The following is a 19,403-nucleotide window of genomic DNA, read 5'->3' as shown; positions in this document are numbered from 1 at the left end:
GGCCTACTTTCCGCGGAATTCGGGTGTGCGGTCCGGGTTCGCGAACGCGGTTCTGCCTTCGCGGGAATCGGCCGTCGTGATCTGGAACGCCGCATGGGGAGCATCGAAGAACGGTGCGGCGGGGGGAAGCGTCGCTTGGATGGTGCGCTTCACCGCGCGCTGTGCGATCGGGGCCCGTGATGTGATCGCGTCGGCGAGCTCGTCGACCGCGGAGCCGGCGTCCCCGGTCGTCGAGCGGTTGACGAGGCCCCAGCGCTCAGCGTGGGCGGCGTCGAGGGGCATGCCGGTGAGCAGCATCTCCATGGCGCGTGACGGGCCGACGAGCGCTGCGAGGCGGGCCGTGCCTCCCCAGGCCGGGGAATTGCCGAGGCCGGTCTCGGGGAACGACAGGTGGGCGGTGGCGCCCGCGACGCGCAGATCGCAGGCCAGAGCGAGCTCGAGGCCGCCGCCGAGCACGTACCCGTCCAGTTGGGCGATGACTGGAACGGGGAGTTGCGCCAGCGCCTGGAATGCGAAGCAGCCCAGCTCGCTGAGGCGGTATGCTTCCTCGGCGGCCTCGAGGTCGGATTGCTCGACGAGATCGGCTCCGACGCAGAACGCGCGTGTCGTCGAGCTGCGCAGCACCACGGCGCGAGGTGTGTCGAGCGTGTGCAGCTCGTGCGAGATACGCGCGATCTCCTCGAGCATCCCGGCGGTGAGCGCGTTGAGTTTGTGCGGGCGATCGAGCACGATGTCGGCGCGGTGAACCGAGGGCCGCTCGAGGCGGACGAGGCTCGTGGGATCAGGCATCGCGCACTCCCGCAAGAGCCAGATACTCGTGCATGCGGTCGACGGCGAGCTCGGGGTCGAGCAGCACCCCGGCCTCGTCCGCCAAGCGGAAGACGTCGACGTAGTGCTCCACCGAGCGCAGGCTCTCGGCGCCGCCGAGCATCTTGAAATGCGATTGCTGGCCGTTCAGGTACGCGAGGAACGTGATCCCGCACTTGTAGCTGCCGGTCGGAGCCGCGAAGAGCAGCTTGGCCAGCGGTTCGGTGGGGAGCATGAGCGCATCGTAACCGGCGATGTCGCCCGCGTCGAGCGCGTCGAGCGCGGCTGAGGCGACCACTGCGAGGGGGTTGAACGCTCCGAGCAGCGCCTGGCTGTGGCCGTGGGCGTCGCCTCGGATCAGTTCGGGGTAGTTGTAGTCGTCGCCGGTGTACATGCGCACGCCCTCGGGGAGCAGTCTGCGCATGGAGATCTCGTGCTCCGCGGAGAGCACCGAGACCTTGATCCCGTCGATACGGTCCGAGAACTCCTCGATGAGGGAGATGATGCTGCCGATGGCGTCGTCGAGCGAGGAGACGCCCCAGTAGCCGGCGAGCTGCGGGTCGAAGGCCGCGCCGAGCCAGTGCAGGATCACGGGCCGTCGGCACTGCTCCAGCACTCGGGCGTAGACGGAGCGGTAGTCCTCTGCCGTGCGGGCGGCTCGCGCGAGCTGACGGCTGCACATGAGCACGGGGGTTGATCCCTGATCGAAGATGAAGTCGCACTGCTCCACGTACGCCGCGACGATCTCATCGAGGCTGCTTCCGCTCCCCTCGGGGAGCTGATCGGTCGCGGCACCGCACACGAGGAGCGCGCCGCGCTCGCGAGCCTGACGGCTGGTGCGTGCGATGAGCTCTTTGGCGCCCTGCCAGTCGAGTCCCATGCCCCGCTGAGCCGTGTCCATGGCCTCCGCGACGCCGAGACCGAGGTCCCAGAGGTGCTCCCGAAAGCTGGCAGTCGCCTCCCAGTCGATCTCGTTCGCGGGCAGGCTGCCGCCGCTGAGCGGCGATGCGATCACGTGCGGTGCGGCGTAGAAGATGCGCGAGCGTTGCCCGGACTTCGCCGTCGGAGTCAGCCGGAGGGCCGTGCGGGGCCGGTATTCCTCGGTGCCTCCGTCTTTCGCGGGCAACGCGATTGTGATGCCGATCGGCTCGCGGAGCTGATGCGGAGAAGCTACTGCGCCGGTGTTTTCTAGCGTCACGCCCATGTGAGTTCTATGCCTATCCGTGAGTCTTATGGAAAGTGCTTGCCACACTAGCCCAGTGGGTCGGACTTCTGCAAGTGCCCTTTAATTGAGCCGTTGTAACGATTTTGTCGAAGTGAGTTGACTCTTTCGTAATGCCGTGTGTAATCTTTTCGGCAAGCGCTCTCCATTGCCGAGAACCTCAACGTCAACATCCGGAGCGCCCACTCTTACGGAGGAATTCAATGAGGAATCATCAGGAGCGGTACGACGCTTTGATCGTCGGGGCGGGGCCGAGCGGCGCCGTCGCTGCGAAGCGTCTTCGCGAAGACGGTTTCTCCGTCATCGTCCTGGAGCAGGGCCCGTGGCCCGACTACGGCAATGCTCGGGCGGATCATCCGGACTACGAGCTGACGCTCGACCGCTACTGGCCGTGGGACCCCAATCGGGATCCGAACAATCCCGGATATCCCTTCGACGACAGCGAGTCGACGCTCACGCCTCTCATGTGGAACGGCGTCGGCGGGAGCGCCCTGCTCTGGGCGGCCCAGTGGCAGCGCCAGATGCCCTCCGATTTCAAGGTGCGCACACTCGACGGCGTGGCCGACGATTGGCCGCTGAGCTACGAGGACCTCGTCCCCTTCTACGCGCGGGTCGAGCGCGACTTCGGGGTCTCCGGTCTCGCGGGCGACCCGGCCTTCCCCGCCACAGAAGACCGCCCGCCCATGCCGGCCGTTCCGCTTCGCGAGCACGGACGGCGCGTTGCCCAAGCGCACAACGATCTCGGCTGGCACTGGTGGCCGGGGACCAACGCGATCGCCACGCGCGACTACGCCGAGGCGAATCTGCGCGCGTGCACCCAGCGCGCCACCTGCATGCGCGGCTGCGTCGAGCACGCGAAGTCGTCGCCGGATCTGACCCACTGGCCGGCACTCGTCCGCGGCGGCGTGGATCTGGTGACCGGGGCGCATGTTCGCCGCATCACGACCGGTTCCGACGGACTCGCCACCGGTGCGGTCTACACCGATGCCGATGGCCGGGACCACAGGGTCGATGCGGACATCGTGATCCTCTGCGCGAACGGGATCGGCACCCCGCGGCTCATGCTGCTCTCCGGAGATTCCGATGACGGGCTCGGCAATTCGACCGGCCTGATCGGCAAGCGACTGATGATGCACCCGCTCGGCCAGGTCATCGGTGTCTGGGATGACGACCTGGGCACTACACGCGGGGTGCACGGGCAGCAGATGCACTCGCTCGAGTTCTACGAGACCGACGATTCTCGAGACTTCGTGCGCGGAGCGAAGTGGGGCCTCCTCCCCGGTGGCGGCCCGCTCACCGCGACACGTTCCTACCCCTGGGGATCGGAGAACTCGATCTGGGGCGACGGGTTCCAGGAGGGTCTCCGCTCCCGGCTCTCGCGATCGGCGTGGTGGGCGATCATCTCCGAGGATCTCCCCGAGGAGCACAATCGGATCGTGCTGGATCCCGCCCGGACCGATCGCTGGGGCGACCCGATCGCGAAGATCGAGTACACGACCTCCGAGAACTCGGATCGGATGCTGAAGTTCCACCTCGACCGGGCCATGGAGTCCATGCAGGCCGCCGGCGCGAGCCAGGTGATCCGCGGCTCCTGGATCAAGGAGAGCGCGTTCCACCATCTCGGCACGGTGCTCATGGGCGATGACCCCGAGACCTCGGTCGTGGACGGGTGGGGGCGCAGCCATGACGTGCCGAACCTGTTCGTCATGGACGGCAGCGTGATGCCGACCTCCTCGGGCATGAACCCGACCGCGACCATTGCGGCGCTCGCGCTGCGCAACACCGAGCATCTCGTCGAAGAACGCCGATTCCAGAAGGTGGCGAAATGACCAGGCCCGTGCAGCTGAGCGATCCCCGACCCGCGCCGCCGCAGATCGCCGCCGACACCCGCGTGCTGATCCGCGACATCGCCGACCGGCTGATGCCCGATGACGCGCTGCTGCCCTCGGTCGACGCGGCAGACACCGCCGGCCGTCATCTCGATGTCGCGCTCGTCGCTCGGCCCGATCTCGTCGGCCGTTTCCTCGCGGCGGTGGATCAGTGCAGGGAGGCCGACCTCGACGCGGCGCTTGCCGGGCTCCGCCAGGCGGACGATCCCTCCTGGGAAGTGCTCACCACGATCCTCCCCGCGGCGTACCTGATGAGCGAGGAGGTGAGAGCCGCGCTCGGCTACGCCGGTCAGCGGCCCGATCCCATCGAACCAGGCGGCCACCCGGAGGATGTCGCCCTCACGGAGGCCGTTGTGGCGCGGGGGGCGATCTACCGGCCGACCCCCGGGCGCTGACCCCAACTTCCTGCGGCTGCCATGAATCTCGAACCGTCAACACTCACCCATACGGGGACTGCGTCGCAGAGGCGCGGCGGACCCGTCGAACACGAAATGAGGCACACCCACCATGTATAAGAAGACTTTCGGAGTTCTCGCCTGTGCGGCCCTGCTGCTCGGCTCCGCCGGATGCTCGGCGAACGGCGGCGGAGGCTCTGCCGCCGACAACGAGACCCAGCTCGCCGAGATCGATCAGAGCCTCGAGGGCAACCTGTACATTCAGGCCGCGGCCGAGAGCGGAGAAGGCAGCAACACCTGCCCCGTGACCGTCGGTGCCGACGAGTCCGTCGACATCGCGTTCTCGATCGAGGGGCTCTCCCATCCGTTCCTCAACGCGCAGGTCGATGCGGCGAAGAAGGCGGCATCCGAGGTCAACGCCACCGTCACAGTGCAGTCCGGCGACGACGATGTGAACAAGCAGCTGTCGACGCTGGAGACCGCACTCAACCAGAGCCCCGACGGCCTGCTGCTGATGCCCGCGACCACCGAGGGCCTGCAGCCCATTCTCAAGAGCTACGAGGAGGCCGATGTCCCCTACGCCTTCACCGGAAAGGGAATGACCGGCGTGAATCCGGTCGTCCAGTTCCTCGCCCCGTACGGCGAGGAGGGCGCCAAGGTGGGCGAGTTCGTCGTCAACGAGTTCGGCGATAGCGAGGAGCCCGTGAAGGTCGCGGTCATCAGCGGCATCACCGGCGACGTCTCGAGCGTGGCCCGCACGGGCATGTTCAAGCGCGCACTGCTCGAGAACGGCAACTTCGATATCGTCGCCGAGCAGGCGGGCGAGTACCGCCGCCAGCCCTCGCAGGACGCCATGGACGCGATTCTTGCTGCGAACCCCGACGTGCAGCTGGTCTTCGGCGCGAACGACGAGGCTGCCCTGGGCGCGATCGACGCGGTCAAGGCGGCCGGGTTGAGCGACCAGGTCTCCGTGGTCGGCATCGACGGCCAGCCGGAGATGTACGACGCGATCGAGAACGGCGATGCCCTGGCCACCGTCGACCACCTGCCGAGCGCCGGCGAAGCGACCAAGCTGCTGGTCTCCTGCCTCCGTGGCGAGGAAGTCCCCGCCTTTAAGGTGATGGTCGGCGATCTCGTCGACCTGCAGGCGATCGAAGGCGGCAAGACGCCGGCCTGGTAACTCGGACCATTCCGCTTCGGAGGCGGGCCCTGCGCGCAGCGGGCGCACCCGCCTCCGAAGCGGACCACTCAACACCCTGAGCATGGCGCGCAGCCGCCGTGAGTCGAAGGAATCGCTCATGAACGCACACCCCACACCGTCTACGCAGAGTCGCGTGCCGACTCCTCAAGAAGAGGTCGGCGCGGCGGCGAAGTCCAGCACGACGTGGTCCCAGAACCGGCGAAGGATCGATCTCCGCCAGTTCGGGCTGCTCGGTGCAGTCATCCTGCTGATCGTCGTCTTCGCCATCATCGCACCCAACTTCGTCACCGCCTTCAACGGCCTGAACGTCCTGCGTCAGGTCTCCATCGTCGCCGTCGCAGCAGTCGGAGCCACGATGATCATCCTCATCGCGGGCATCGACCTCTCGGTCGGCTCGGTCATCGCGCTCTGCGGAGTCGTGACAGCACTGGTGCTCAACGCCGGTCCGGGCGGCGGCGTCGGATGGACGATCCTCGCACTCATCGTGTGCCTCGGCGTCGGCGCGCTCATCGGCCTCATCAACGGCGTCGTGATCGGCGTCCTCCACGTCCCGGCCTTCATCGCCACGCTCGCGGGCCTCACCGCGTGGCGCGGCACCGCCCTGCTCCTCACGAATGCGAACCCGGTGCCGCTCCCGGCCGACTCGCCGTTCACCTGGCTCGGGCAGGGGTACATCGGCCCGGTGCCGGTGCCCATCGTCATCATGGCGCTGACCTTCTTCATCGGGTACCTGATCCTCTCCCGCATGAAGATCGGCCGCCGTATCTACGCCGTCGGCGGCAACGCAACGGCCGCGCGTCTCTCGGGAGTGCGCGTCACGAGCGTCAACATCTTCGTCTACGTCTTCGCCGGCACCTGCGTCGGCCTCGCGTCGGCGATGGCCACGGCTCGCCTCAACTCGGGGCAACCGGCCGGGTTCGTCGGCCTCGAGCTCGACGTGATCGCTGCGGTCGTCGTCGGCGGGACCAGCCTCATGGGCGGATACGGCAAGCTCAGCGGCACGTTCCTCGGTGCGCTGCTCATCGCGGTTCTCGGCAACGGCCTTACGCTGATGGATGTGCCCACCTACTGGCAGCAGATCCTCACCGGCCTCGTCATCCTGTTCGCCGTGCTGCTCGACTTCGTCGTGCGCCGCAAGCGGAAGGCGAAGTTGTGAGCGCCACCGATTCCACAGCACTCGTCGGCGCGACCCGCCTGATCACCACGGTCGAGGGCGCCGCCGTCGAGGTGCGCGGTGTGAACAAGGTCTTCGGCGGCAACGTCGCGCTGCATGACGTGTCCGTTCGAGTGCTGCCCGGAACCGTGCACGCCTTCGTCGGCGAGAACGGCGCGGGCAAGTCGACCCTCGCGAAGATCATCGCCGGCGTGCAGAAAGCCGATGGCGGCGAGCTGCTGGTCGATGGCGAACAGGTCGAGTTCTCCGGCCCCTACGAAGCCAAGAACTACGGCATCGCCATGGTGCACCAGGAACTCAGCGTGAAGCCGTCGCTCAGCGTCGCCGAGAACGTGCTCTTCGGCCTGGAGCCGACGCGCGCGGGCTTCGTACAGCGCAAGAAGATGCGGCGCGACTCCATCCCCTATCTCGAACTCGTCGGGTTGGACGTTTCTCCGAACGACGTCGCAGGATCCCTGACGACTCCGCAGCAGCAGCTGCTCGAGATCGCCCACGCGGTCGCGACGCACGCGCGAGTCATCATCCTCGACGAGCCGTCTTCTTCGTTGGCCACGCACGATGCCCGCAAGCTCATGGACCTCGTACGCCGCCTCCGCGCGGCGGGACAGACCGTCATTCTCGTGTCCCACGACTTCGAGGAGGTCATGGACATCGCCGACACGGTGACCTGTCTCCGCGACGGCGAGCTCGTCACGACCTGTCCCATCAGCGAGGTCGACAACGAGCGCCTGATCAGACTGGTGACCGGCCGCGACATCGATCGTTCCGCGCGCCACGAGTCGGACGCGACCAGCGAGGTCGTGCTCGCTGTCTCCGATCTCGTCGCCGAGGGCCTGCAGAGCGCAACGTTCGAACTGCACGCCGGTGAGATCCTCGGCGTCGGCGGCCTCGTGGGTTCCGGCCGCACCGAGCTGATGCTCGCGCTCATGGGCGAGCACCACATCCGCAGCGGAAGCATCGAGCTGCTCGGCGAGGAATACGTTCCGTCGTCGACGTTCGCCGCGATGCGGAAGGGCCTCGCGCTCGTGCCGGAGAGCCGCAAGGAGCAGGGCCTCGTGCTCGGTGCGTCGGTGCAGGAGAACATCGACCTCGCTGCGCTCGGATCCCTGACGCCGGGACTCTTCACGTCGCGCAAGCGCTCAGCCGAGCTCGCCGAGAAGTACATCAAGCAGCTCCGCATCAAGGTGGCCGGCCCCGACGTCGCGGTCGAGAGTCTGAGCGGCGGCAACCAGCAGAAGGTGGTGATCGCCGGCGCGCTGGCGACGAACCCCCGGATCCTGCTGCTCGACGAACCGACCAAGGGCATCGATATCGGCGCGAAGGAGGAGATCCTCGGCCTCATCAGGGAGCTGGCGAAACAGGGCCTCGCCGTGCTGATGGTCAGCTCCGTGATCCCCGAGCTGCTGACGAGCTGCGATCGTGTGCTCGTGATGCGCGGCGGGCGGATCGTGGGCGACGTGGATGCTGCCGGCGCCACCGAGGAAGACATCGCCCGCATGGCACTCGCCGGATAGCCCCACTGCACCGGTGCGATCAGACGACGAATCGAGATACGAGATGAACACACTCAAGAACGACACCCCGACGGACGAGCAGCTGCTTGAGCGGCTCGAGGCGTTCTGCGTCGAACAGGTCAGGCCCCGGTCGGCGGCGATCGACCGCGAACGGGAGTTCTTCCCCGACCTGCTGTCCTCGGCCGCGGAGCTCGGGCTGCAGTCGCTGCTGTTCGGGGAGGACGGTGAGCTCCGTCTCGATCGCACCGGGCTCATCCACGAGACCACCGAGCGGATCGCCGCCGAGTCGGCTCCGGTGGCGCTCGCGGTGAGCGTCGCGCGCCTGCACACGTATCTGCTCGCGCGCTACGCGGATCCCGAATTGCAGGAGCGGTACATCGGGCCCACGGTGCGAGCGGAGATCTTCGGCGCGTTCGCGATCAGCGAGCCCCAGGCCGGCACCGATATCCGGGCGCTGACCTCCGTGGCTCGGCGGGAGGGCGACACCTATGTGCTGAACGGCAGCAAGTGCTGGATCGGTCTCGCACCGGTCTGCAGCTACGCCATCGTGCTCGCGAAGGTCGACTCCGACGCGCGCGACGCCGCAACCGTGGCGCTCGTCGTCGACATGTCGAGCGCCGGCGCGCACGGCGAGGCCGGGACCGAGCTCTCGGGGTTCCGCGGCATGCCGAACGGCACGCTGACCTTCGAGGACGTGCGGGTGCCCGCGGCTCACGCGCTTCGCTGCGACGGGTTCGCCGGGATGATGGACGGGCTCAACATGGCCCGCATCGAGGCCGCCTCCTACGCGTGCGGCTTCCTGCGCCGGGCGATCGAGCTGAGCGTAGACCGGGCCGCGACGCGAGAGGCCTTCGGCGGTCGGATCGGGGACCTCCCCTCGATCCAGACCAAGATCGGTCGCATGAGCACCGCTTACCAGGCGGCTCGCCTGCTCACCCTCGCGGCCGCGGAGAGCTTCAGCGACGGCGACGGCGGCAACCAGGACATCATCTCGATGGCCAAGCTCTTCGCCAGCGACGAGGCCCGCAAGCACACCGACGAGGCGATGCAGATCTTCGGCGGGGAGGGGCTCGCGGCGGACTCGCCGACTCTTCGCCTGCACCGCGACGCCAAGGTGACGCAGATCTTCGACGGCACCAGCGAGATCCACGAGACGATGCTCGGCCGCCGCGCCGTGCGTCAGCACCTTCGCGGCGGACTCGGATACCCCTTCGTTCCCGTCTCCTAGTCCCCACCGGCCACCCGAAACCACCCCAGAGAAGCAGCAAGGAAGCCCGATCGTGTCAACACTTGAACGCATCCCCGTCCTCAACCCAGCCGACGATGCGCAGATCGGCGAGATCGAGGTCCAAACGCCTGAGACCCTCGACGGATTCGTGGCACGCGCCCGCGCGGCGTTTCCCGCCTGGGCGGCCGTCCCCGCGCACGAGCGGTCCCGGCGCCTGCACGAGGCGTCCCGCCTTATCGCCGAGCATCAGGAGGAGCTGGCGGAGCTGCTCGTCCGGGAGAACGGCAAGCCCTGGGAGCAGGCGTTCGCCGAGATCGGGACCGCGAGTCGCCTCTTCGCCTCGTACGGCGCCGAAGCGGTGCGTCAGCACGGCATCACGATTCCGGGTGACGCCCAGCCGGGTACCGAGCGCGATCTGATCTTCACCCGTCGAGAGCCCCGCGGCGTCCTCGGGGCGATCATCGCCTTCAACGCTCCGATGGATCTGTTCTCGCATAAAACCGCGGCGGCTCTGGCGTCGGGCAACGTCGTCATCATCAAGCCCGCCGAGGCCGCCCCGCTCACGGTGATGCGCGCGACGGAACTCATCTGGGATGCCGGCGTGCCTCGCGACGCGCTGCAGATCCTCACCGGTCGCGGCCGCGACGTCGGGGCCGCGCTCGCCGAGCACCCGGGAATCGACATCCTCTCTCTCACGGGCAGCACCGCGGCGGGCATCAGCGTCGCTCGCTCCGCAGCTCGACGACTCACTCCGGTGATGCTCGAGCTCGGCGGGAACGATCCGCTGATCGTGCGCCCCGATGCCGATCTCGATCTCGCGATCGAGCAGGCGGTCTTCGGGCGGACCCAGGCGAACGGGCAGATCTGCTGCTCGAACAAGCGTCTGATCGTGCACGCGGACATCTTGGACGAGTTCACCCGGCTCCTGGTCGAGAAGCTGACCCCGATCCGTATCGGCGATCCGAACCTCGACCGGAACGTCGGCATGGGGCCGCTCATCCACGCCCGCGCCGCGCAGACCGCGACCGAGCAGGTGGCGCGCGCCGTCGAGCAGGGCGCCGAGATCGTGCACGGCACGGGCGTCGCAGACCGCAACTACTTCGCTCCGACTGTTCTCGCGAACGTGGCGGCGGGAACCGACGTCGCGACCGACATGGAGATCTTCGCCTCGGTGTTCCCCGTGATCCGCTACGAGTCCGACGTCGAGGCGATCAAGATCGCGAACGACACCGATTTCGGCCTCAACGCTTCGGTGTTCACGAACGACGCGCAGGCGGCGATGTTCGCGGCGCACCATCTCCAGGCCGGCACCGTCTCCATCAACGCCACGGGACTCTATCGCCCCGATGCCATCGCCTACGGCGGCAGGAAGCTCAGCGGCTTCGGGCGGGAGGGGCTGGAGATCAGCTTCGAGGAGATGACGCACCTGAAGAACATCTCGTTCCGCGGCATCATGCCGACGCAGCCCGCGGGCTTCCCGGACTTCGGACAGTAGGAGAGGACATCGTGGCAATCACTTACGATTTCATCATCGTCGGCGCGGGCGCCGCCGGCTGCGTGCTCGCCAATCGGCTGAGCGAGGATCCGAAGCACCGGGTGCTGCTGCTCGAGGCGGGAGGCGAGGACTCCTCGATGCTCCTGAAGATCCCCGCGGGGTTCGGCAAGGTGATGGGCACCTCCGTGAACTGGATCTTCGACACCGCACCCCAGAAGCACATGGCGAACCGCATGATGTTCCTGCCGCAGGGCAAGGTTCTCGGCGGCTCCACCTCTCTCAACGCGATGCTCTACGTGCGCGGCAACCGAGCCGACTACGACGGATGGCGGGACCGCGGCAATCCGGGCTGGGGATACGACGACGTGCTGCCGTACTACAAGAAGCACGAGCGCAACGAGCGCATCGCCGATGAGTACCACGGCACGGAGGGCGAGCTCAACGTCGCCGACCAGGTGCAGCACAATCCGCTCTCGCAGGCCTTCGTGCGCGCGGCGCAGCAGAGCGGCATTCCGTTCACCCCGGATCACAACGGAGCGGCGCAGGACGGCGTCTTCTTCCACCAGGTGACGCAGCGGAAGGCCCGACGCGAGAGCGCTTCGACCGCGTTCCTGCACCCGGTCCGCAAACGCCGCAATCTCACCGTGCTCACCGATGCGGACGTCACGCGCGTGCTCGTCGAGAACGGCGTCGCAACGGGCGTCGAGTACCGGCGGAAGGGGCAGAAGAGCCGAGCACTGGCCGGTAGGGAGGTGATCCTCAGCGCCGGAGCGATCAATTCGCCGAGGATCCTGTTGCTCTCGGGGATCGGTCCCGCAGACGAACTGCGCGATGTCGGCGTCGATCCCGTGCACGATCTCCCCGGCGTCGGCAAGAACCTGCACGATCAGCTCGAGGTGTTCGTCACCGTGGCCACGCGGGAACCGGTGAGCTACACCGGTGAGGATCGCGCGCTGCGCATGCTGAAGCACGGCATCCAGTACACGCTCTTCAGGACGGGCCCCGCGACCGCGACCGTGACCGAGGCCGGTGCCTTCCTGCGGACGGATCCCTCGCTCGACCGCCCCGACCTGCAGCTCCACTTCCTCCCCGTCGTCGTGCAGTGGAAGGACGGAGAGCGGACCGCGGAGAAGGTCAAGGGCCACGGTTTCACCGTGCTCGCCAACGTCGCCCGCCCGAAGAGTCGTGGTGAGATCCGCCTGAACTCGGCCGACCCTGACGAGAACCCGATCATCGACCCCAACTACTTGGCCGACGAGGACGACTGGCGCATCTCGATCGAGGGGATGAAGATCATTCGCCGGATCCTGAGCATGCCGGCTTTCGCGCCCTACATCGACAGCGAGATGCTCCCGGGCGATGACGTACAGGACGAGCAGGGCCTGCGCGACTTCATCACCCGGTGGGCGAAGACCGACTATCACCCCGTCGGCAGCTGCAGAATGGGCGCCGATGACCTGGCGGTCGTGGATCCGGAGCTGCGCGTCAGGGGAGTGGACCACCTGCGAGTCGTCGACGCCTCGATCATGCCGGAGATCATCAGCGGCAACACGCAGGCGCCGGCGATGATGATCGGGGAGAAGGGCGCCGCGCTGATCCTCGGCGAAGCCGGCTGAACCGGGCCCGCGCCTACTCGGCCTCGGTCTTGCCGACCGAGGCCGCCGACGCGACGAGATCCCGCAGCGATGCGTCGGGCAGGTAGGCGCGGGTGAGCGCGATGCCGATGCGGGGCAGGTCGCCCTCATCCCGGTAGAGCAGGTGGAGCGACTCGTGGCGCGGGTTGAACTTCTGCTTGAAGCGGTGCAGCGACTTGAACCCGTAGAGCGGTTCGATGAGACCGCCGATCTGCTCGAGCACCTGATCCACCGGGCCGGCTTCGGCCTGCTCGGGACGCACGAGCGGAGCCCCCGAGAGCGAGACGAAGGCGTAGCCCTCGTCCGAGAAGTGCTGCGCCGACGCCGCGATGAGGAACTCCATGACCGGGCCGAAACCGCCGTCGCGTCGCCGCATCAGGTCGAGGGTCCAACCCACGATCCGGGGTTCGCCGTTCGAGGGATCCGCCGGTCCGTAGACCGGCAGCCACGAGGTCACCCCGTGCAGGCTGCCCTCCCCGTCGACGGCGAGGCCGACGAGCGCCTCGGGATCCAGCGCCTCATCGACCGTGCCCAGCGTGAATCGCATCTCGGGCAGCCCCTTGTCCCCGGTCCACTGCTCGGAGATCGCCCGCACCTGCGCCAGCACGTTCCACGGCTGCTCGGCCAGGCGCACCATGCGGAACTCGATGCCCTCCCGGCCGGCCCGGTTCATCGCGGTGCGCACCGGTCCCCACGCCTTGCCCTTGAACTCGAGTCCCGGCAGGTCGACGATCGTGTCCTCCGCCACGATCACCGAGCGCCACCCGTGCGGCCGCGCGGCCGCGGTGGCTTCGTTCGCGGAGAAGACGCAGGGGATCAGGCCGGCGTGCTGCGTCCGCCGCTGGAACTCGGCGAGCGCATCGACACGAGAGGCTTCGGCCGTGATGGGATCGCCGAGCATCACCGCCACGCCGGCGTGCGACTGGTAGCCGATCGCGCCCCCGCCCGACGCGGCGACGCGGGTATTCGCCTCCCAGGTGGTCATCCACGAGATCGTGCCGCCGCCGAAGCGCCGCAGCCGATCGATCAGCTGCTCCCGACTCAGGGGTTCGGCGGCGACCTCGCGCCGCGAGGTGCGCAGCCGCACCCGCCACGCGCCGCGCCCCACGATCAGCAGGAGCAGGGTCGCGGCCCAGAAGAACGTGGGCGCGATCAGCAGGCCGAGCACTTCGCCCGGCGAGTCGAGCGCGCCGACTTCGACGAGCAGCGGCAGCAGCGCCAGACCCAGCAGGCCGGTCGCCACGTTGAAGGCTCCGAGCACGATCGCCGCGATCCACGCGACGCGATAGCCCTGCCTGATGCCGTTGGCGATGAGCAGGATGATCACCACGTCGATGGCGACGTCGATCAGCGGGGCCGTCGGATCGTTGCTGCCGAGCGGCCCGTCGTAGGGGACGACGAGGTCGAGCACCTGCACGGCGCCGACCGTGATGAGCGCCGCGAGTCCGATGAGGCGCCACTCGCGCTGGCTCGGACGGCCCGCCGGATGCCGGAAGGCGGGCAGCCAGCCGCTCGCCGCGAGCGCCGCGACCATGGCGACCGCGTGCTCGAGATCGTGCAGCTGACCCAGGTACAGCACCGAGATGCCCACCCACACCGCGATCGCGATGCGCGCTCGCAGCCGCCACGGGGCCGGGAGCGTTGCGATCGCGAAGACCAGGGCCGTGAGAGCGCCGCAGGAGGGTCCCACGTCGTACGTCTCGGAGAGCCGCACCGCCCACGGCCAGCCGCCCTGCGAGACGAGGGCGAGGATCCCGGCGGCCCCGAGCACCCCGATGGCGTGCCCGGCGGCGAAGAGCGCGATGGTGCGCGGTGAGCCGAAGCGCCACTCCGCCCAGCCGACGCCGCCGATCACGAGCGGCAGGAGCGTGAGGAAGACGAGCGGGTGATCCACGAAGAAGGGGGAGGTGAGGATCGTCCACCATCGTCCCTCGGCGAAGGCGGGCAGCCCGGTCGCCACCTGCGAGTACCAGGGCTGCTCCGAGGCGGGGGCGAGCAGTGTGCCGGTGGCCGCGCCGACGATCAGCATCGCGAGCACGAGGGCGATCGTGAACGGGGTTCGCCGGAGCACTGCGAGCGCGCGGCGCGACCGGGGAGCGGCCTCGGCGGCCCCCGCGGCCCGGGTGCTGACGTCGTCGTCGGTCATGGACCCAGTCTAAGGATCTCGGGGGTCCGGAACCATGGCGTATGCGACGCGGAACGAGCCGTGAACGAAAAGCAACGCCTGATGTTTTATGGCGCGGGCGGGAGTACCCTGGAAGCGAGGACGCTGATCCGACGCCCTGACCCACCGTGGCCGCGAGCCCCGCGGCCGGAACAGGAGAAGCGATGCGCGCAGTGACCTACGTGAAGAACGACACGGTCGAGCTCCAGGACAAGCCCGTCCCCGAGATCGCCCCGGACGAGGTGCTGCTGCAGGTCGGCGGCGCCGGCCTCTGCCACTCCGACATCACCATCATCGGTATGGGCGACGACAACCCGCTCATCGGCAGCACGCTCGGCCACGAGGTGGCGGGCACCGTCGCGAAGGTCGGGGCGGACGTGAGCGGCTGGAGCGAGGGGGAGGGCGCGATCGTGGCGTTGATCCTCTGCTGCGGGAAGTGCCGGGAGTGCCTCGCGGGCCGCGACAATCAGTGCGAGATCTTCTATCCGCGCTCCGCTCTTGCGCCGCTCTCCCCGGGCATCGGCAGCCCCGGCGGCATGGCCGACTACATCGCGGTGAAAGCGCACCATCTACTGCCCCTGGGCGGTCTCGATCCCGTTGCCGCAGCCCCCTTGGCCGACGCCGCCCTGACCCCGATGCACGCCATCAACTCGGTGCGGGATCGGATGACCGGCGACGCGACCGTCGTCACGATCGGACTCGGCGGTCTCGGGCACATGGCTCTGCAGATCCTCGCCGCCACGACGGGCGCGCGCATCATCGCGCTCGACACCGACCCCGAGAAGCTCGCCTTCGCTGAATCCCACGGCGCCGACCTTGCGCTGCCGAGCGACGCGAACGCCGCCGCTCGCATCCTGGAGGAGACCGGTGGCACGGGCGCAGACGTGGTGCTCGACTTCGTGGGCGTGCAGCCCACCGTGGATCTGGCGCTCGCCGTCGTGCGCGGCGGCGGGGCGATCCGCTTCGTCGGGCTCGGCGGCGGGCACTTCGACTACGCCGCCTCCGCGAACGAGCTGCCCTGGGGCGTCAACATCGAGCGCGCCTACGGCGGCACCCGGGCGGAGCTGCTGGAGGTGCTCGGACTCGCGCGTGCCGGCAAGATCGGCGTCGAGGTGGTGCGGTACTCCCTCGACGACGCCGTGCAGGCCTTCGACGATCTGCATCACGGCCGCGTGCAGGGGCGCGCCGTGCTCGTGCCGTAGGGCGCCTCGGATTTCGACTCGCTTCGCTCGCTCAACCGGCAGCAGCCTCCGCTGGGTGAGCGAGCCGCAGGCGAGTCGAAGCCTGGGATCCCGAGCAGGGTTCTGAGCCCCGTATTTCGGCTCCCACCCGTCTTTCGGAAGAAAACTCGCGAATCGATCCGAAATACGGGTGAGAGCCGAAATACGGGCTGCGTCTCGCGCTACCGCAGCAGGCCGATCCGGTCGTAGACGAGGTCGAGGGTGCGGTTCGCCACCTCGTTCGCGCGATCCGCGGCCGCCGCGAGCAGGCGGTCGAGCTCGGCCGGATCCGCCAGCAGCTCCTCGGTGCGCGCGCGGACCGGGGCCAGGCTCCCCTCGACCACCTCGACGAGACCCTTCTTGAGGTCGCCGTAGCCGCGGCCCGAGTATTCCTCGACCACCGAGTCGATCGACCGCTCCGACAGCACCGAGTAGATGGTGAGCAGGTTCGAGACGCCGGGCTTCGCCTCGCGGTCGAAGCGGATCTCGCCGTCGGCGTCGGTGACCGCGCGCATGATCTTCTTCTTCGTCACGTTCGCGGGATCCAGCACCTTGATGAGGCCGGCCTCGGTCTCGGCCGACTTCGACATCTTGGCGGTCGGCTCCTGCAGGTCGTAGATCTTCGCGGTGCCCTTCGGGATCTGCGCCTCCGGCACCACGAAGGTCTCGCCGAAGCGGGAGTTGAAGCGGGCGGCGAGGTCGCGGGTCAGCTCGACGTGCTGGCGCTGATCCTCGCCCACCGGCACGCTCGCGGCCTGGTACAGCAGGATGTCGGCGGCCATCAGGATCGGGTAGGTGAAGAGGCCCACCGAGGCGGCGTCGGCGCCCTGCTTCTGCGACTTGTCCTTGAACTGGGTCATGCGGCTGGCCTCGCCGAAGCCGGTGACCGTGTTGAGCACCCAGGCGAGTTCGGCGTGCGCCGGCACCTGCGACTGCACGAACAGGGTGGACTTCTGCGGGTCGATGCCGGCGGCGATGTACTGGGCGGCGGTGCGCCGGGTGCGGGCCACGAGCTCGGCCGGATCCTGCGGCACGGTGATGGCGTGCAGGTTGACCACGCAGAAGAAGGCGTCGTAGTCCTCCTGCATCTGCGTCCACTGGCTGAGCGCGCCGATGTAGTTGCCGAGCTGCAGCGAGTCGCTGGAGGGCTGCATGCCGGAGAAGAGGACGGGCTTGGACGACGTGGTGGGACTAACGGTCATGGTGTGGGGTTCTCTTTCCCTTACAAACGAGGCCTAGGCGGTGATGCCGCCTGAAGAAGGTGAGCGGTGCGGGGCCGGATCCCGGGCCGAGCAGCCTGGCCGGGTCTGGCGGGAGCGGCCCGTGCGCAGCACCGGCCGCGGATGGAGGGCTGCGAGGAGCGGGATCCGGCCCCGCACCGCGAGGCTCAGGCGCGGTAGTCGACGATGACGGGCGCGTGATCCGACCATCGCTCGGCATAGGAGGCGGCGCGGTCGATGGCGTAGTTCTCGACCCGCTCCGCGAGCGTCGGGGTGACCACGTGGTAGTCGATGCGCCAGCCGGTGTCGTTGTCGAAGGCCTGGCCGCGGTTGGACCACCAGGTGTAGGGGCCGTCGATCTCGCCGTGGAAGCGGCGGCCCACGTCGACCCAACCGAAGCCGGGGCCCTCGGTGCCGTCGACGCCCAGCACGGCCTCGCCGCGGGGGCCGAAGAAGCGGTCGAAGTAGGCGCGCTCGCGGGGCAGGAAGCCGGACCGCTTCACGTTGCCGCGCCAGTTCTTGATGTCGAACTCGCGGTGGCCCACGTTGAAGTCGCCCACGATGGCGACGAGCTCGCGCTCGTCGATGAGCTCGTTCATGCGCGCGCCCATGGCGTCGAGGAAGGCCCACTTCGCCTCCTGGCGGGGGGTGTCGACCTCGCCGGAGTGCGTGTAGTTGCTGATCACGGTGAAGGGGGATCCTCCGAGCTCGAAGTCGGCCTCGAGCCAGCGGCCCGACGACTGGATGCTCTCCTGGGCGTCCAGCGCTCCGAGCCCGACGCGGTGCTCGACGGCGGGCACGCGGCTCGCGATCGCGACGCCGGCGCGACCCTTGATCTGGCAGGGATCGTGCAGGATGTGCCAGCCGTCGCCGAGCAGTTCGAGCAGGTGCGAGTCGTCCGCGCGCACCTCCTGCATCGCGAGCACATCGATGCCCCGGTTCTCGAGCCAGTCGCCCATGCCCTTGCGGTACGCGGCACGGACGCCGTTGACGTTGACGGAGGCTACGCGCAGAAACTCTGACATGCCCACAAGTCTAACTTTCTTCTCCTCCACCACGCTTGTATGGGGAGGGCGGATCGGGATCTCGCGAAGGCGGACGCTGGCTGGGTCTGGCGGGAGCGGCCAGCGCGGAGCGCCGGCCGCGGATGGACGCGTCGCCTTCGCGAGATCCCGATCCGCCCCGGGGCAGCGCTACAAGTCAGAACACCATGGGCCGGTCGTACTCGTCCTCGAAGGTGTCGCCGAGCAGCGAGGGATCGATGTCGCACACCACGGGGACGTGGTCGCTCGGGGAGTCGCCCTTGCGCTCGTCGCGCTCGATCGACGCTCCGGTGACGGCGTCCGCGAAGGCGCGCGACCCCATGATGAAATCGATGCGCATGCCCTGGTCCTTGGGGAAGCGTCCGGCCTTGTAATCCCAGAAGGTGTAGCCCTCCGGAACGATGGGGCGCACCACGTCCTCGACCGTCGGCGAGAACGAGGCGAGCATCGCCCGCTCCTCCGGGGAGACGTGGGTGGACTCGCCGACGACGAACGAGGGGTCGCCCATGTCGCCGTCGAGGGGGGCGATGTTCCAGTCGCCCATCAGCGCGAGCGGCAGATCCGGATCCTCTTCGAGCCAGCTCTCGGCGTCGTGCCGCAGAGCTTCGAGCCATGCGAGCTTGTACTCGAGATGGGGGTCGCCCAGTGCCCGGCCGTTGGGCACGTAGAGGCTCCACAGCCGGAGATCGCCCACGGTCACGCCGAGTGCGCGGGCCTCGAGCGGCAGCCCGTTCGGGCCCGTGCCCTGCACCGCCTCCTGGCCCTTCACGGGCTTGCCGAAGCCGGGCATGTCCGTGAAGGAGCGCGCCACGTCGGTCATCTCGTGACGGCTCGCGAAGGCCACGCCGTTCCACTGGTTCAGTCCGTGGATCTCGAGCTGGTACCCCGCCTGGGCGAAGGCGTCGACCGGGAACTGCTCGGGCCGGCACTTGATCTCCTGCATGGCCAGCACGTCGATGTCCTCGCGCACGAGCCAGTCGACGACGCGGCCGAAACGGGTGCGGATCGAGTTGACGTTCCAGGTGGCGATGCGCATGGTTCTAGCGTATCGGCACCGCGAACGGCGGATGCGATCTGGACTTTCAATACAAACAGGATGGACCTTTGTCCAGGCAACACGCCGTGCGCCTATGACTAAAGTCTGAGAATCGCTTGCTATTTAGCAGAGGCGGGGTGAGAATCTGGCTCAAGGGGAAT

15 protein-coding genes are annotated in these 19,403 nt (G+C 68.3%); 9 read left to right on the top strand and 6 right to left on the bottom strand.

The genetic code is table 11. The features are described 5' to 3' along the window. Positions 1–3: 3 nt before the first annotated feature. Together AMS65_RS12125 and AMS65_RS12120 are read right to left on the bottom strand one after the other, a co-directional pair. Positions 4–789, bottom strand: a complete 786-nt coding sequence (locus tag AMS65_RS12125) for an enoyl-CoA hydratase/isomerase family protein (protein ID WP_053384418.1) — start codon at positions 787–789, stop codon at positions 4–6. Then, positions 782–1,933, bottom strand: coding sequence for a dihydrodipicolinate synthase family protein (locus tag AMS65_RS12120; RefSeq protein WP_053384454.1), 1,152 nt, complete (start codon positions 1,931–1,933; stop codon positions 782–784). Before AMS65_RS12120 ends, AMS65_RS12125 begins: the two co-directional genes overlap by 8 nt. Before the next feature lie 299 nt (positions 1,934–2,232). On the opposite strand from AMS65_RS12120, the gene AMS65_RS12115 reads away from it, so the two are divergent. From AMS65_RS12115 to AMS65_RS12080, 8 genes are all read left to right on the top strand, one after another. Next, positions 2,233–3,858, top strand: coding sequence for a GMC family oxidoreductase (locus AMS65_RS12115; RefSeq protein ID WP_053384417.1), 1,626 nt, complete (start codon positions 2,233–2,235; stop codon positions 3,856–3,858). After that, positions 3,855–4,313: a hypothetical protein gene (locus AMS65_RS12110; RefSeq protein ID WP_053384416.1), complete on the top strand. Its 459-nt coding sequence runs from the start codon at positions 3,855–3,857 to the stop codon at positions 4,311–4,313. Before AMS65_RS12115 ends, AMS65_RS12110 begins: the two co-directional genes overlap by 4 nt. 112 nt (positions 4,314–4,425) lie before the next feature. Continuing rightward, on the top strand, positions 4,426–5,493 hold the full coding sequence (locus tag AMS65_RS12105) for a sugar ABC transporter substrate-binding protein (RefSeq protein WP_053384415.1): 1,068 nt from the start codon (positions 4,426–4,428) through the stop codon (positions 5,491–5,493). A gap of 154 nt (positions 5,494–5,647) precedes the next feature. Continuing rightward, complete coding sequence (locus AMS65_RS12100; protein ID WP_053384414.1) at positions 5,648–6,670, top strand: ABC transporter permease; 1,023 nt, start codon at positions 5,648–5,650, stop codon at positions 6,668–6,670. Next, positions 6,667–8,202 carry a sugar ABC transporter ATP-binding protein gene (locus tag AMS65_RS19815; protein ID WP_053384413.1) on the top strand — a complete coding sequence of 512 codons (1,536 nt, stop codon included), beginning with the start codon at positions 6,667–6,669 and terminating at the stop codon, positions 8,200–8,202. The genes AMS65_RS12100 and AMS65_RS19815 overlap by 4 nt, the downstream gene beginning before the upstream one ends. 43 nt (positions 8,203–8,245) lie before the next feature. After that, positions 8,246–9,430, top strand: a complete 1,185-nt coding sequence (locus tag AMS65_RS12090) for an acyl-CoA dehydrogenase family protein (protein ID WP_053384412.1) — start codon at positions 8,246–8,248, stop codon at positions 9,428–9,430. Between the two features lie 52 nt (positions 9,431–9,482). After that, entirely contained in the window at positions 9,483–10,925 is a 1,443-nt protein-coding gene (locus tag AMS65_RS12085; protein WP_053384411.1) for an aldehyde dehydrogenase family protein, read from the top strand. An 11-nt stretch (positions 10,926–10,936) separates the two neighbouring features. Next, the gene (locus AMS65_RS12080) at positions 10,937–12,541 is read left to right on the top strand and encodes a GMC family oxidoreductase (RefSeq protein WP_206541988.1); all 1,605 of its coding nucleotides are present in this window, start codon (positions 10,937–10,939) and stop codon (positions 12,539–12,541) included. Between the two features lie 13 nt (positions 12,542–12,554). Here AMS65_RS12080 and AMS65_RS12075 read toward each other — a convergent pair whose 3' ends face one another. Next, positions 12,555–14,705 (bottom strand): bifunctional lysylphosphatidylglycerol flippase/synthetase MprF, encoded by a 2,151-nt coding sequence (locus AMS65_RS12075; RefSeq protein WP_053384410.1) that lies wholly within the window; start codon positions 14,703–14,705, stop codon positions 12,555–12,557. Positions 14,706–14,887: 182 nt separating this feature from the next. On the opposite strand from AMS65_RS12075, the gene AMS65_RS12070 reads away from it, so the two are divergent. Beyond that, positions 14,888–15,925 (top strand): alcohol dehydrogenase catalytic domain-containing protein, encoded by a 1,038-nt coding sequence (locus AMS65_RS12070; protein WP_053384409.1) that lies wholly within the window; start codon positions 14,888–14,890, stop codon positions 15,923–15,925. Between the two features lie 200 nt (positions 15,926–16,125). Here AMS65_RS12070 and trpS read toward each other — a convergent pair whose 3' ends face one another. From trpS to AMS65_RS12055, 3 genes are all read right to left on the bottom strand, one after another. Beyond that, on the bottom strand, positions 16,126–17,145 hold the full coding sequence (gene trpS / locus AMS65_RS12065) for a tryptophan--tRNA ligase (RefSeq protein ID WP_053384408.1): 1,020 nt from the start codon (positions 17,143–17,145) through the stop codon (positions 16,126–16,128). Positions 17,146–17,330: 185 nt separating this feature from the next. After that, positions 17,331–18,188: an exodeoxyribonuclease III gene (locus AMS65_RS12060; RefSeq protein ID WP_053384407.1), complete on the bottom strand. Its 858-nt coding sequence runs from the start codon at positions 18,186–18,188 to the stop codon at positions 17,331–17,333. A 175-nt stretch (positions 18,189–18,363) separates the two neighbouring features. Next, complete coding sequence (locus AMS65_RS12055) at positions 18,364–19,242, bottom strand: exodeoxyribonuclease III (RefSeq protein ID WP_053384406.1); 879 nt, start codon at positions 19,240–19,242, stop codon at positions 18,364–18,366. Positions 19,243–19,403 lie beyond the last annotated feature (161 nt).

The organism is Leucobacter celer subsp. astrifaciens (assembly GCF_001273835.1).
In the GTDB taxonomy this organism is placed as follows: domain Bacteria; phylum Actinomycetota; class Actinomycetes; order Actinomycetales; family Microbacteriaceae; genus Leucobacter; species Leucobacter celer.
Note: the sequence above shows the minus strand (reverse complement) of the source record. Positions and strands in the feature narration are given on the sequence as shown.

What these genes read in the sequence shown, in the direction of transcription:
- AMS65_RS12125 (WP_053384418.1), bottom strand. Translation starts at nt 789, where the DNA reads ATGCCTGATCCCACGAGCCTCGTCCGCCTCGAGCGGCCCTCGGTTCAC.
- AMS65_RS12115 (WP_053384417.1), top strand. Translation starts at nt 2,233, where the DNA reads ATGAGGAATCATCAGGAGCGGTACGACGCTTTGATCGTCGGGGCGGGG.
- AMS65_RS12110 (WP_053384416.1), top strand. Translation starts at nt 3,855, where the DNA reads ATGACCAGGCCCGTGCAGCTGAGCGATCCCCGACCCGCGCCGCCGCAG.
- AMS65_RS12105 (WP_053384415.1), top strand. Translation starts at nt 4,426, where the DNA reads ATGTATAAGAAGACTTTCGGAGTTCTCGCCTGTGCGGCCCTGCTGCTC.
- AMS65_RS12090 (WP_053384412.1), top strand. Translation starts at nt 8,246, where the DNA reads ATGAACACACTCAAGAACGACACCCCGACGGACGAGCAGCTGCTTGAG.
- AMS65_RS12075 (WP_053384410.1), bottom strand. Translation starts at nt 14,705, where the DNA reads ATGACCGACGACGACGTCAGCACCCGGGCCGCGGGGGCCGCCGAGGCC.
- AMS65_RS12070 (WP_053384409.1), top strand. Translation starts at nt 14,888, where the DNA reads ATGCGCGCAGTGACCTACGTGAAGAACGACACGGTCGAGCTCCAGGAC.
- trpS (WP_053384408.1), bottom strand. Translation starts at nt 17,145, where the DNA reads ATGACCGTTAGTCCCACCACGTCGTCCAAGCCCGTCCTCTTCTCCGGC.
- AMS65_RS12060 (WP_053384407.1), bottom strand. Translation starts at nt 18,188, where the DNA reads ATGTCAGAGTTTCTGCGCGTAGCCTCCGTCAACGTCAACGGCGTCCGT.
- AMS65_RS12055 (WP_053384406.1), bottom strand. Translation starts at nt 19,242, where the DNA reads ATGCGCATCGCCACCTGGAACGTCAACTCGATCCGCACCCGTTTCGGC.